The sequence below is a fragment of the uncultured Tenacibaculum sp. genome, assembly GCF_947495995.1.
In the GTDB taxonomy this organism is placed as follows: Bacteria; Bacteroidota; Bacteroidia; order Flavobacteriales; family Flavobacteriaceae; genus Polaribacter.
Genome location: NZ_CANMAX010000007.1, coordinates 40,699 through 54,040, shown reverse-complemented (window position 1 = coordinate 54,040; position 13,342 = coordinate 40,699). Strand labels below are relative to the sequence as shown.

Here is a 13,342-nt window from a genome sequence, read left to right as displayed (position 1 = left end):
CTATTGAAGAAAACTCTAGAATAAGATATACTTGTTTGTTGTGTTTTACTTTTCAACTCTGGTACAAATAACCAAAGAAGCTAGTAATAACAAGCTATTAAACTTTGTGAAAGGTGAAAAACACTTGCTAAAGAGGAAAAAAAAGGTTTAGAAGGAAGTGAAAATTATCTGTGTATTACTGCACATTAGTACGAAGAAATAATTGGCTTTGCTTTAAATATAATTAAACATTATTATTAGCAGCTCTTTTAGTTAAAAGTATTACGGCAAAAATCATATACTTCAGAATTGGGATAAAAGCTATATAACTTTGTAGCTCATAATTATCTTTTACACCTTCAATATATAAATCGAATTCTGATGAATATTTTTCCATTAAATAATAAGTTCCATAATATGTAAATAAGAATTGAAGGATAATTATTCCAAAAAATATACCTATTAGTTTAGTAAGAACTTTTCGAGTATTAATTTCAGGTGGATTTATATACTTGTTTATCATCCAAACTACTAAAATTACAAATACTATAAGATCAATTATTTCAGGAAGCCATAGGATCATTTTTGAATCAGCTTCATTTATTATAAGAAGGTTCTTAAAAAAATAATCAAGTGATCCACAAAATTCAAGTATTGAAAAAAATGCAAAAACACCTATTCCTAAAATATTAATAAAATCCGTCTCTTTTCTTTTCAATTTTTTTCTTAGTTTAAGTTGTTATCAACACTTTTCAAACTACATATTCAACCACTGCTTAAATTCAGCAGCTTTATTCTTACTAATGATAATTTCTTCGTTTACATTAGAGTTTAAGACAATCTTTAATTGACTCTTTCCGTATTTAATAATCTTATCAATAGCGGATATGCTGATAATGTACTGTCGATTTGCTCTAAAGAATAAAGTAGGATCGAAATTAGTATACATATCATCTAAACTTGCATTAGATGTAGATTTCTTTCCATCGAAATTTACAACATAAGTGATCGTATTTTCGGTATATACATAAGCAATCTCATTAATTAAAACAGGAACTAGCTCATTACGCATATACGTCAAAATCCTTTTTCTATTTGGTTCTACAACTTCAGAAGTTTTACTGTCTGTCGTTTCTTCTACTATTTCTTCCTCAACAACTGCAGCTGCTTCTATCTTAGCTTGTTCGTCTAAATCCTTCTCTTTTTTCTCTTTATAATTGACTAAATCTGTATTTAGTTTTGATAAGTTAATTACTTCCGATTCTAGTGATGTATATTTCTCTTCTAAGTGTTTTTCATATTTACTTCCAATAATTCGAACCGCAACTGAAGAAAGTACAATCACTAAAATTCCCATTAACAAGAAAATTAAGTAAAAGTTACGTTTTAGTTGTTGCAATTGTTTATCGATACTAGATACATTAACATTCGCTGCAATTAATAAATCTGTGCTTTTTACTGGAGCAGTATGAATTACCTCTACATATTCTTTCCCTTGTTCTTCTGATCTGTTTGAGACAAGAATATCATACAAATCTTCAGAATTATTCTTTTCTTTTAACGATTGTAATAAATTAGAATTCGATTTCTCGATTTCCCCTAACTTCGTTTTATCTGGATAACAAACTTTTTTTCCCGACCAATCTAATACAGAAATAAACCAAGCATTAGAATTTGTTCCTGTTATTGTAGTTTGAAGGTTTTCTAAAACAGCTTCCTTGTTTAAATTGTTTGATAATTGGAAATCGATTATGCTCGCAATCTCATTTGCTTCACGCTTACTCGTTTCTACTTGAACTTCGATTAACTGATTTGCACTAGCTTTAATAAAATATTTCGCCCCAATAATAGAGATAATTAAAAAAACTACTGAGATTGATAAAACAGTAAATAAATATAGTTTGTCTTTTTTCATTGATCCAAATATAAAAATGATTGATCATCATTTTTTCCTTTTCATCGTTCTATTTTCCTTTTCACCCAAAATTATTCTAAAATTATAAAAATAATTAGTTTACTTTGATAGAAATTAAATATAACACGATGATTAAAAAATATCGTTTTTTATTTATAAGTGCTGTTTTTCTAGTGATAGCTTACATTATGTATGAAACAATGCTATCATATCAATTTAAAAACATTAAACATTCTAGTCCCGAGTTTACAATTTCAACAAGTGAACTTACGAATGAGTTTAACACAAATGAAGAGCTAGCTAACAAAGAATACATTGATAAGGTTATTGAAGTTTACGGTAAGATTAAAAAAATTTCAACCTTAAACGATCGAAGAACAATTATTCTTGAAAGTAAAAACGCTATAAATATTATTTGTGATTTAGATGATACAGAAAAAACCGATATAAACACTTTAAAAATAAATCAACAATTGTATATCAAAGGAATTTGTAAAGGATATTTAAAAGATGTTATCCTTTTAAATTGCTTTATCGTTACACACAGGAACCATGAATAAACTACGGCTTTTAGTAATCTTATCATTTTTTAAGATAGGAGGTATTTTAGGACAACAATTTATTGCTCGGCAAGGTCAGGTTACTTTTTTCTCTTATGCTTCGGTAGAAAATATTGAAGCAAAGAACAATCAAGTACTAAGTATTCTCGACTTTGATAAAAAAGAGATTGCAGCAACAATGTTAATGCGAGCATTTGTTTTCAAAAAAGATTTAATGCACGAACACTTTAATGAAAGTTATATTGAATCGGATATTTTTCCGAAAGCAACTTTTGAAGGAACTTTACTTGAAGGATTAGAAAATGCTGGTCCGCAAACTCAATTGATAAAAGGTAAAGTTACCATCCATGGAATTACCAAAGAAATTGAAATAAAAACGATAATTCAGAAAACGCCAGACAGTTATAATCTTACTGGTGAGTTCAACCTTCCGGTACACGATTTTAATATCAAAATACCACCGATTTTATCAAACAATATCGCTAAAATTGTACTTGTAAAATTTAATTTCCAATATTTACCTTATGAGAATAACTAAATTATTATTCGCTTTTATTCTAGCATTACTAGTAAATTCTGTTAGTTATGCACAGGGACTTTTGGATAAATTAGACAAAGAATATCCTAAGAATCCTACATATGAAATGGCTACTTTTAAAACAACCAGACTCGGTTTAGGACATTCCGTGGAAATGCGTAAAAAAGGAGCTTTAGAAATTTCTTGGTATAATAGATACTGGAACAGACCTAATGGAGAAACTCAGTTTTTTCTTGCTGATGAAGTAAATATGCGTTTTGGTTTAGATTATGCCATTTCTGATAATTTTGCCATCGGTGTTGGTTACAGTACTTGGGATGATATTGCAGATGGATACTTAAAATATAAATTTGTAAGACAAACAAAAAAAGGAAATCCTTTTAGCATTGTTGCCTTACAAACTGTATCTATGACTGATAACATGATGAGTAAAAGTTTATATGGCGGCAGTTCAACTTCAAGCAATTATAGCTTTACTTCAAAAGTTTTAATCGCCAGAAAATTCAATCCTAAATTATCACTTCAAGTCAGTCCGTTTTTAATTTCACGAAGTCAAAAACCGATGAATGGCAATCCTGGAGCACAATATGGAATTGGATTTGGAGGACGTTATAAAGTAGGAGGACATGTATCGATAGTATCAGAATATTATTCAGTATTCAATCCTGTAAAAACGGTTAAAACTTACAATCCTTTTATGATAGGTGTCAATTGGGAATTAAGTCATTTAATGTTGCAATTTCACATGACCAATGCTCGAACTTTTGCTGAAGATGCATTCATTACTCAAACCACGAATAATTTCAATTTCCACGATGGAAATTTCCATTTTGGATTTAATGCGACATTCGTCTTACATCTAAATAAGAACAAATTATAAAAATTCACACACTGTTTTCTTTTCACGGAAAACAGTGTGTTTTTCTTTGTACATTCATGCTAGTTTTGATGTTAGTTATACTAACAGTTAACACCGACTACCAAAAATTAAAAAACTTAGCATATGAAGTGTACTACAATAGAAGAAGCGCTTAATCATTATAATGAAGTTACAGGTCTTTATTTAAAAGGAGAAGAATGTAAAAAAGCCAATACAGAAGAGATTGAAAAATTCACCAATTTAAAATCGCTTCATTTCTTACCTAATATAGAAGAATGGTCTACTTTTCCTGAAGGATTTAAAAAATTAGAGTTAGACGTTTTACAGATTTCTGGAGTTCGTATCAACGAACTTTTAGGAATGAAAATAAAACATCTTGGCATTCAATTAGCGCATATCGATTTAGTACCGCTTTGTAAAAACTTTCCTGATTTAGAAGAATTATCATTGGCTTTTGGAAATGCTGAATTCTCTATTCCTAAAGAAATTGAACAATTAACAAACCTCCAAAAGTTATCGATTAAACAAGGTACATTAACCAATGTTGCCAACGAAATTAAAAACTTAACGAAGTTAAAATCTTTAGAACTCCATGGTTTAGGGTTCGAAGAATTACCAATAGAATTTACTACTATTCCTAATGTAGATGAAGTTACATTGAAAAACTTTTATACGTTAACAACTCTGCCTGAAGAAATTAAAAACTGGAAAGTTCTTGAAAAAATTAACTTTAAGTTCTGTTTTAAAGGTAGAGAGGAAAAGAGTTTTGAAGATGAATTGTTTATTGAAGATAAACCAAACGCGTTACCTGCTGCAATTTCTGGATTAAAAAACTTAAAAGAGATTCGTTTAGAATTTTGTCCTATTCAAAACCTTGATCCGCTTGCAGAACTAAGTCATTTAGAAGAAATACATATTACCCAAGCTAAATTAAATACTATTGATGCTGTTAAAAACCTAACAAGGCTCAAAAAAATAGATATTAAAAACTCATACGATCTTAACAATGTAGATGCTGTTAGTAAACTCATCAATTTAGAATATTTAGATATTTCTAGCTCAAAAATTACAAGCTTAGAACCTCTACATAAATTAACTAAGCTTGAATACTTAAATATCAAAGGATGTACATTAGATAAAAGCAATTTCAATGTAAAAAATGCGCTTTTACCTTTATATCATTTTGAAAATCTGAAAACAGTAAAGTCTTCTCATCTTACAGAAGAAGAATGGACTGAAAGAGATAAAAATGAAGCTTCAAAAAAGAAATTTTCTCCAGAAGAAATTATCGCTGTTTTAGAAAATAAGGAAAGTAGCCTTACCACAATCGAAGAAGTATTAAATGCTATCGGTGATATGGAGTTTGTGTTTAATGTAAAAAAACACGATGCTTATGACAGTACTTTAGAGATACCAGCACTTGATACTATTGTAAGTACCTATGCTGAAAAATTAAGCAAAGAAACCTTGAAAAAATTGATTTCTGTTAGTTTTGCTGATACTGGAATGGGAGATAGTTATGAAGTAACTACTATTGTAATTCGTGAATTTATAAAACGTAAATCTGTAGCCGGACAAAATCATGTTGTAGACGCTTTTATAAACTGCATGAAGTATTATGATGCTGGTCATCGTTATTTTGGTTCTACTGTTCACGATCAATTGATTGATGATTTCTTACCTCAGTTTGAAATTGAACCTTTAGCAAAACTTATACTTTCTTTAGGTAGCGGTATAAAACATCCAGAATACGGTGATGGAATATGTGAATTGTATGCTCCTATTTTCAGTAAAATGAAAGAAGAAAATACTTATGAAGCTGAAATCGTAGGTGATTTTACCAATTTTATTTTTGAAAACATTGATGAATCCATCATACTAGATATTATTGATGACGTTTTAGAAGAAGATATTTCTAATGATACTAGAGAAGTAATTGAAAAGATTAAAAATATTGCTTCACGAACTCATAAGGCTCTACAAGGTGAAAGTGCTTCTGATTTTGAAATGATGTTGAAAGATGTATTAAATGGTGATTTACCGTCATATTTTTTTAACGATTATGATTTAGAGCGTTCATTTGAGAACTTCAACATTCAAGAACTTTCTTTTGATCTCTTACTTAATGTTTTCGACTATACATTTTTTGCAAAAAGTTACACAACATTAAACAACTTAAACAAAGTACTTTTTTCATTAGATCGTGAAAAGTTAACTACTTATTTAGAGGATATTTCTGAAGATAATGAAGAAGTAACACAAATGCTTATTAAAGTTTTAAACTATAAAGTTTCTAGCACTGAAAAGAAATATATTGACAAAGATGCTTATGAAAGTTTTGCACTAGAATTTAAATATAAGTTACAAGGAAAAACTGAAGAAGATATTGCTAGAGAATTGGCTGAAAGGAAAGGGGCTGAGTTAAAAAAGGCAGCAGCAAAAAATCAAAATAATAAATTAAAAGAAGCTTTTCAGCAATCTTTAGCAAATGGTGATAATTCTATTTTTATCACTGAAAGTAAAAAAGTAATTTCTGAAGAACAATTAAACGATTACTCGTTTGACATGTCTAATTTCACCACCAAATTATTGATTAACTCTTTAATGGGTGGAGATTTCAATTCTGCTAAAAATGTATTCTTAAACTTTACAGAAAACTTGCTTCCTGTTGTCGGAATATCTCACAAAACTGATGATGTTGCATCAAACGCTATTGTTTTAGCTATAATGGCTAAAGATAAAGAAGTGGAATCTTTAGTTTTTGAAAAATTACTACCAAAAGATTTTAAAGCTAAAGATGTAAGTAATGAGGTTTTAGCTTTTAACTTATCGTGTTTTTATGCTAAAAATGAAAAGAAAGAAGATATGTTGGGTATGATTAAACAGTCATTAAATTTAGGAAAACAAGCCAAGCAATTTCAAACAGATTCTGACTTTGAAGCGTATTGGCAAGACCAAGATTTCATTGAGGTTTTAAAAGCCTAAATAAAATCTTCATATTTAAATAGTAACAACAAAAAAGCCTTTTAAAAATTTAAAAGGCTTTTTTTATAGTTATTCTTACGATGTTATTTTATCCTTTAACAGGAACTGATACTACAGTAGTTCCCCATCCTAAGTGCATATTTGCATTTCCATCTTTTCCATCAAAAGCGATAGAGAAAGCTTCTACTGGTGAACTCGTTTTAGATACTTTTCCAGTAACTCTAACAACGTCTTCGTTTTGCTTATAGAAATAAGATCCCCAAACGTTCTTTGCAGTACTTAAAATTACTGTCCATTCTTTTTCTCCAGGAATAGTAAATAGAGAATAAGTTCCAGCTTTAACTGATTTACCTCCAAAAGTTACATCTTTATAAAATGTAATTTCTGCAGCTTCGTTAGCACCTGTTCTCCAAACTTTACCAGCTGGAGCTAACTTTGCTAAAGATCTACCTTTTAATTGTGGACGGCTATAAATTACCTTTACTAATTTGTCGGCAACTTTATAACTGCTAGGGTAAGTAGCCGCATCCATAGGACTCTTGTCTAACTTAGGAAACTTTTGCGCGAAAGCTTCATTAGAAAATACTAAGGCTACAGCAAACACAACAATTGATAAAATCGATTTTTTCATGATTGATTGTTTTAAATTATAATTTAAGGGTTCGTCTATCAATTTATAAAACCTTACATCTAATTTTATTAAAATTTTGTGAAAATTATGTTTTTAAAGAAATCGCTTTCCTTTTAAAAAACTCTGATAAACAAATCAATACAATACTCACTCCAAATAAAGGAAAAATTATTCCTAAAAATAATATTGCAATCACTAAACCATAGTTTTGTTTGAAGCTCTTTGGTGATTTAGGCACACTCAATTTTCCTTTTTGTTTTCTGAATACATAAGAGAAAATTGCAGCAGTACTCATTAAAGTTAATAACACTGCTATGGCAAACATTAAATACCAATTCCATCCACCAAACTCTCCTTGATGAAAAGCCATTAACCACATTCTAGCTCTCATTAATACGCCAACATCACTCCAATTGTGAGACTTAACTAGTTCACCAGAATATTGATCAAAGTGTATCATTTTTTGTTCAGAAAGTGGAAAAGTTTTATTTGAAACTGAGAATGTACTTTTTGCTGATTTTGGTAAACCTACTGTGATTTTACCTGGTAAATTTTGTGCATTTGCAATGCTGATCATTTCATCTAAAGACAATCTCTTTTCTTTTACTGATGAAGTTAATCCGCGACCACTCCAAGTTTTTGGATATCCAGTATTTGTCCATTGCTGAACTTTCTTAAAATTCCCTCCAAAAACATCTGTCCAAGGAAAACCTCCAGCCAAAACAATCAGTAATAAAATAGAAATCCAGAAACCAGTAACTGCATGTACATCTCTAAAAAGGATTCTTTTTCCTTCTTTTAATCGTACAGTAAAAACTCCTTTAATTCCTCTTACAAAAGGAAACCAAATGTATAAACCTGATAATATTAAAACGACCATCCAACTTGCAATAAACTCAACTACTTTCGTTCCTACTTTTCCTCCAAGAAGTTCACCATGTAATTTTCTTACAGAATACATCCAAGTATCTTTCGCTTTAAAAGTACCCGAAACTTCTCCTGAATACGGGTTAATATATACAGATTGTTTTCCTCCAAATCTTCCAGAAATAAATTCAGTACTTAGATCAGTTTCATCAAGAACTACTGAATTTAATTTTCTTTTAGAGTTTTTTTGAGCGATCTCCCATTGTTTATCATAACTCAATCGTTCACTTTTTTCTTCAGGAATTAATTTTTGTATTCCTTGAATAACTTCGTTTTCTACATCTGATTTAAACAGGTAGATTCCGCCTGTAATTGACAAAACAATTACAAACGGCAAAGAAATGATACCTGCAATGAAGTGCCATTTCCATAACCATTGATTTAATTTTCTATTTTTCATAAATAAAATTCATCAATCAGAATAAATGAAACGTCATTACGAACGAAGTGAAGTAATCTCTGTTTTGAAAACTAAAAGATTCCTTCGGTCATATTTTCCCTTCAGAATGACGAAACAATTAAATAATCTTATCTGTTTAAAAGTTATACTTCACTCCAAAATGAAAAGCTCTAGGATTACCGATACTATAGCTATTTTCTCTTCTCCAGATATTATAGCTAGCACGCACAGCATATAATTCATCAAAAATATTTAATGCTTGTCCCCAGAATTCAAAATCATAAAACTTAAAACTCCCTCTGAAATTGAACACATGGTGTCCATCGTAAGTTGATGTTCCTAAAATATCATTTCCTGCAGTATCAGTTCCAACAACTACTTGATTTTCGAAACTTGTATTGTAACTTCCAACTTGTTCGTGCTCTAACGTTACTATTAAATTATTTAGCGGCTTGTACGTAATATTAGACATCGATAAGTAATTTGGTGCTGTTTGCATATCTGTATTTGAATAATCTACACCATTATCGAAAAACGAAATGTATTTATGAGTTGCATAACTTCCGCTGTAATTCACCGAAAGATTTTCTAATATTTGATATTTAAGACCAAGTTCTACACCTTGCGATCTTGTTTTACCAGCATTTAACTGAACAAAGTTTCCTGACATATCTCTAAGAGAAATTAATCGATCTGTTCCATCTAATCTGTATACTGCTACATCTACTTTTAATTTCGATGGAATTGTAAAATATCCTCCAACTTCGTAGTTATCGAACTTCGCTGGTTTTAAATCGAAAATTGTAGCACCTGTACTACTATTTCTACTATTTCTGAATAATGTTGATGTTTGTGGTGGTGTAAATCCTTTTGAGTAATTACTATAAAAACCTAAGTTTTTATTCACGTTATAGTTTAGTCCAAATTTTGGTGCTACACTGCTATAATTTACTTTAGTATCTACAACTCCTGCCTGACTTTCAATTAAGTTATTGTAATCGAAACTAAACTCATCGAAACGAACAGCTGCTGTAACTTTTAAAGCTTTAATTGGTGAAATTTCGAACTGTGCATATCCTGCATAATTAAAAATATCAGCATTATAATTTAAAATGTAATCTCCAGAATTTATTGTAAAATCAATGTTCTTTCCTGTTTGTGTATCTACAACCACGTCTACAGTTTCTGCAACATAATCTTGCGGAGAAAAATCAGCTGTTGCTCCTACTACTAAAGAAGCATCTTTAAAATTGAAATCTAATTTATGTTGAATTAAACCAACATAACTTCTAAATTGATTTGAATTAATTTCACCCGAACCTGTTCCTGTTAATTGTCCCATGTTTCTATCTTGGCGAACTCGATACGATGGAAGTTGATTCATGATGTTGTTTCTGTAAATAAAGTTTACAGAAGTTTTATTTCGATCATTCCAAACTTTCTCTAAAGTAGATCTAAAACGTAATGCTTGTGCTTCACGTTCTGTAAATGTTTGATCACTTTCGTAATTCCCAGCTAAAAAGTTTTGTTCAGAAATAGAACCAGTCATATCTGATCTATAGTCAATAAAACTTACCGAATTTATCCAACGTAAAGTTTCAGAGAAATTATTTTCGTTCTTAAATGTGATGGCAAATTTCTCATAATCTGAATGCCCAACAGGACCATTATTTCTTTGAATATAATGTCCACCAACATAGAATCCGTATTTCTCATTTGCTGTTGTAGAAGCTTCTGCTTCATACCTTGTAATTCCAAGGTCGTTTCCTTGAATACTTACAGAACCTCCAAAATCTTTTCTAGGTGATTTGGTAATAAAGTTAAAACTTCCACCGATAGCTTCACTTCCGTAAATACTAGAAGCCGGACCTTTTAGAACTTCTACTTTTTCGAAAGTAGTATTGTTCATTTCCAATAATGCATTGTGATTAAACACAGCTACAGGACGAATTGGTAATCCGTCTTCAACATATAAGAATAAAGATCTTGTTGAAATAGGAGAACGAACTGCCATAAAATGTTGTTCGTTACTCGCAGCTTTTGAAGAACTCATAAAAACTCCAGGAACTTGATTTACTAACTGTTCAATTCCGAAAGCTTTTGTTTCTTCAATTTGCTTACTAGTTAATACTCCAATAGAAGCAGGAACTTCTCTTCTTTGCTGAATTTCTCTACTTGCTGATACGATAACCTCATCTAAATTTTGAAGATTTTCTTGTAAAATAATCGTGTTGAATTCTGATGATAATTTGACCACTTTAGTAGCAAAACCAACCATCGAGATTTTCACTTGATTATCGTTAAGCTTAATCATAAATCCACCTTCATAATCAGTAGCAACTCCTCTTTTTGAGTTTTTTACTGAGATTACTGAAGCTCCAAAAATCGGATTTTGATTTGCGTCTACTACTTTTCCTTTATATATTTTTTGTGCTGAAATATTTGCACAGGCTAATACTAACCCTAGAAATAGGATTATTACTTTATTATTCATTTTGATGTAATTTCTTTGAGTTCTTTTTAACTTATAGTGAGTATTGAAGTCCGAAAGTTAATGTCTCGTTTCTCTCTAATTGAATTCCATTTGGCTTTTGGAATAGTGGCTGCGCATATTCGAATCCAAATCGTACATTTTTAAATCTTCCTTCAGGAATATAAATGTTAAACCCAAGTCCTCCATTGATATATTGACCACCAGAATTTGCAGTATCTGCAGTAGTTACCATCATCGGATTTAAATTTGGATTAGCTCCATTAATTCGTTCTTCTGCAACCACTTCTCCTCTAGCAGAAAAACTTAGCCACTCTGTAGTTTTATATGCAAACCAAGAGTTTAAATTATAACGGTTTCCTAAAGAATAATCGAAATCGTTGGTTCCAAAACGATACAATCCTTTTAACTGTGTTCCCCAAGAAAGATTATCAGATTGACCTAAGTAAGTTAACCCTAACTCTGCATCGAAAGTTCCACTACCAATTTGCATTGGATAAGGCAATTGAATTTCGTTTGGAGCAGACATTGGAGTAACATCTTTTGCTTCTAAAGTTCCTGTAGGAATTGATAACCCAACGTTTGCATGTAACGATTGACGATCTTTGTTGATGAATTTATATAAAGCACCGATTTTAATATCTCCAAAACCAGAAGAAGCTGTAGAAAATTGATTTGTCATTCCTGTTGGCATACGCATTTGTAAATCCATTTCATTTTGCATGTACATTGCCATAGCCATCACTGTGATTTTATCAGTTACACCATACATTACTCCGATCATATGCATATCCATTGGCATATTAAGAGGTGTAACCATATAACCACGATCATGAGCAGCTGCATTTGAAATATCTGAAGTTCCATCTAATAAACCTTCCATACTCATTCTCATATACCTGTAAGAAAACATTACGTCTCCTTTCCCATGATAATGATCTCCCATAACTGAGATTGGTGCATGCCCATCAGGTCTTCCAGCTGTCCATAAATTTTCTTTTTCTTGTGCGTATGTATTTACCATTGCTATTAACGAAATAGCAACAATCATTAATTTGTTTTTCATCGATTGTTATTTTTTGATTTCTGAATTTTAAAATTTAATCTGTTCAGAAATCTGCATGAATTTTAAACTCTCATGATATTGGAAAGAATAATTCATACTAATTTTATTTATTGAATATGTGTTTCTTGATTGATCGCAATATCAATCTTAAAAAGATGTAAGTCCGTTATCGAACTTCCTAATAAATAAATTATGCGGTGGGTGGATGAAAAACTGAAGGATGGTACAAAAACTTATAGTTTTTATGATAACCGAAGTTACTTTTTTGCTTTTGTTTAGGATGTACTCTTTTTCTAACTTCTAGTACAGAAACGAAACCTATTGGATATTCTTCCATAGCAATTCGTAAAGAGTTGTAATCTTCCTCTTGTTGCTGCTGAAGTTTCTTTTTTAAATGACATTTTCCATTACAACTAAGCTCAGGCTTGTCTGTATTTATACATAAAACTTTAGCGATATAATCGTAATTAATTGCATACTCAACAAATGGAGCTATAGGGCGCAACATTGCGATTAAGTATAATAAAACAAAGAAATATGTAGTTACTTTTAACTTCAAAAAACAATCCTATTTTTCGGGCTGCAAAGGTAGTTTAGTTTTATAATCTAAACAATTATTATTAACTCCAAAAACTACCGTATTTGAAACTTTAACATAGTTGGTGTTTTTGAAAAATTAAATTTCAGTTCCCCAATAAAACTTAACAAAAGGTTTTATTAGTCTATACAAAGCGTAAATTAAGATTAGAATTTTCAGAATTCCTATAAACAGTTTTTTTGTATTTGATTTTACATCAACTTCTTTACCCTTTCCATCTGTTCTTTCAAACGAGCAATTTGGACAAGATTTTCTACTATCATAAAATTTATCTCCGCAATTTTCACAAGTAATATGAGGCATAGCTTTTTTATGACAAATGTAATTTTATTTACTTAATATCATTGTTGAAGTCATTTATATTTTTTCAAA

The 13,342-nt window shown here is 30.4% G+C and carries 12 protein-coding genes; 4 read left to right on the top strand and 8 right to left on the bottom strand.

Annotated elements, in window-relative coordinates; translation table 11 throughout:
• Positions 1 to 223 precede the first annotated feature (223 nt).
• A complete protein-coding gene (locus Q1A15_RS16225; RefSeq protein WP_299626374.1) occupies positions 224 to 697 on the bottom strand; it encodes a hypothetical protein in 474 nt (157 codons plus the stop codon).
• Positions 698 to 736: 39 nt separating this feature from the next.
• The gene (locus tag Q1A15_RS16220; protein WP_299626371.1) at positions 737 to 1,894 is read right to left on the bottom strand and encodes a LytTR family DNA-binding domain-containing protein; all 1,158 of its coding nucleotides are present in this window, start codon (positions 1,892 to 1,894) and stop codon (positions 737 to 739) included.
• Between the two features lie 128 nt (positions 1,895 to 2,022).
• Between Q1A15_RS16220 and Q1A15_RS16215 the strand changes: the two genes are divergently transcribed.
• The 4 genes from Q1A15_RS16215 to Q1A15_RS16200 all read left to right on the top strand — a co-directional run bounded on the left by Q1A15_RS16215 (position 2,023) and on the right by Q1A15_RS16200 (position 6,857).
• Complete coding sequence (locus Q1A15_RS16215) at positions 2,023 to 2,454, top strand: hypothetical protein (protein ID WP_299626368.1); 432 nt, start codon at positions 2,023 to 2,025, stop codon at positions 2,452 to 2,454.
• Positions 2,447 to 2,992 (top strand): YceI family protein, encoded by a 546-nt coding sequence (locus Q1A15_RS16210; RefSeq protein ID WP_299626365.1) that lies wholly within the window; start codon positions 2,447 to 2,449, stop codon positions 2,990 to 2,992. The genes Q1A15_RS16215 and Q1A15_RS16210 overlap by 8 nt, the downstream gene beginning before the upstream one ends.
• Positions 2,979 to 3,872 (top strand): DUF5777 family beta-barrel protein, encoded by an 894-nt coding sequence (locus Q1A15_RS16205; protein ID WP_299626362.1) that lies wholly within the window; start codon positions 2,979 to 2,981, stop codon positions 3,870 to 3,872. The genes Q1A15_RS16210 and Q1A15_RS16205 overlap by 14 nt, the downstream gene beginning before the upstream one ends.
• 123 nt (positions 3,873 to 3,995) lie before the next feature.
• Entirely contained in the window at positions 3,996 to 6,857 is a 2,862-nt protein-coding gene (locus Q1A15_RS16200) for a leucine-rich repeat domain-containing protein (RefSeq protein WP_299626359.1), read from the top strand.
• 88 nt (positions 6,858 to 6,945) lie between these two features.
• On the opposite strand, the gene Q1A15_RS16195 is transcribed toward Q1A15_RS16200, so the two are convergent.
• The 6 genes from Q1A15_RS16195 to Q1A15_RS16170 all read right to left on the bottom strand — a co-directional run bounded on the left by Q1A15_RS16195 (position 6,946) and on the right by Q1A15_RS16170 (position 13,273).
• Positions 6,946 to 7,488 (bottom strand): DUF2911 domain-containing protein, encoded by a 543-nt coding sequence (locus Q1A15_RS16195; protein ID WP_299626356.1) that lies wholly within the window; start codon positions 7,486 to 7,488, stop codon positions 6,946 to 6,948.
• An 85-nt stretch (positions 7,489 to 7,573) separates the two neighbouring features.
• Positions 7,574 to 8,815 carry a PepSY domain-containing protein gene (locus Q1A15_RS16190; RefSeq protein WP_299626353.1) on the bottom strand — a complete coding sequence of 414 codons (1,242 nt, stop codon included), beginning with the start codon at positions 8,813 to 8,815 and terminating at the stop codon, positions 7,574 to 7,576.
• A gap of 136 nt (positions 8,816 to 8,951) precedes the next feature.
• Positions 8,952 to 11,309, bottom strand: coding sequence for a TonB-dependent receptor (locus Q1A15_RS16185; RefSeq protein WP_299626350.1), 2,358 nt, complete (start codon positions 11,307 to 11,309; stop codon positions 8,952 to 8,954).
• Positions 11,310 to 11,340: 31 nt separating this feature from the next.
• A complete protein-coding gene (locus Q1A15_RS16180; RefSeq protein WP_299626347.1) occupies positions 11,341 to 12,372 on the bottom strand; it encodes a transporter in 1,032 nt (343 codons plus the stop codon).
• 190 nt (positions 12,373 to 12,562) lie between these two features.
• Positions 12,563 to 12,931, bottom strand: a complete 369-nt coding sequence (locus Q1A15_RS16175) for a hypothetical protein (RefSeq protein WP_299626344.1) — start codon at positions 12,929 to 12,931, stop codon at positions 12,563 to 12,565.
• A gap of 117 nt (positions 12,932 to 13,048) precedes the next feature.
• Complete coding sequence (locus tag Q1A15_RS16170) at positions 13,049 to 13,273, bottom strand: hypothetical protein (protein ID WP_299626341.1); 225 nt, start codon at positions 13,271 to 13,273, stop codon at positions 13,049 to 13,051.
• Positions 13,274 to 13,342 lie beyond the last annotated feature (69 nt).

What these genes read in the sequence shown, in the direction of transcription:
- Q1A15_RS16180 (WP_299626347.1), bottom strand. Translation starts at nt 12,372, where the DNA reads ATGAAAAACAAATTAATGATTGTTGCTATTTCGTTAATAGCAATGGTA.
- Q1A15_RS16190 (WP_299626353.1), bottom strand. Translation starts at nt 8,815, where the DNA reads ATGAAAAATAGAAAATTAAATCAATGGTTATGGAAATGGCACTTCATT.
- Q1A15_RS16210 (WP_299626365.1), top strand. Translation starts at nt 2,447, where the DNA reads ATGAATAAACTACGGCTTTTAGTAATCTTATCATTTTTTAAGATAGGA.
- Q1A15_RS16185 (WP_299626350.1), bottom strand. Translation starts at nt 11,309, where the DNA reads ATGAATAATAAAGTAATAATCCTATTTCTAGGGTTAGTATTAGCCTGT.
- Q1A15_RS16195 (WP_299626356.1), bottom strand. Translation starts at nt 7,488, where the DNA reads ATGAAAAAATCGATTTTATCAATTGTTGTGTTTGCTGTAGCCTTAGTA.
- Q1A15_RS16170 (WP_299626341.1), bottom strand. Translation starts at nt 13,273, where the DNA reads ATGCCTCATATTACTTGTGAAAATTGCGGAGATAAATTTTATGATAGT.
- Q1A15_RS16200 (WP_299626359.1), top strand. Translation starts at nt 3,996, where the DNA reads ATGAAGTGTACTACAATAGAAGAAGCGCTTAATCATTATAATGAAGTT.
- Q1A15_RS16220 (WP_299626371.1), bottom strand. Translation starts at nt 1,894, where the DNA reads ATGAAAAAAGACAAACTATATTTATTTACTGTTTTATCAATCTCAGTA.
- Q1A15_RS16205 (WP_299626362.1), top strand. Translation starts at nt 2,979, where the DNA reads ATGAGAATAACTAAATTATTATTCGCTTTTATTCTAGCATTACTAGTA.
- Q1A15_RS16215 (WP_299626368.1), top strand. Translation starts at nt 2,023, where the DNA reads ATGATTAAAAAATATCGTTTTTTATTTATAAGTGCTGTTTTTCTAGTG.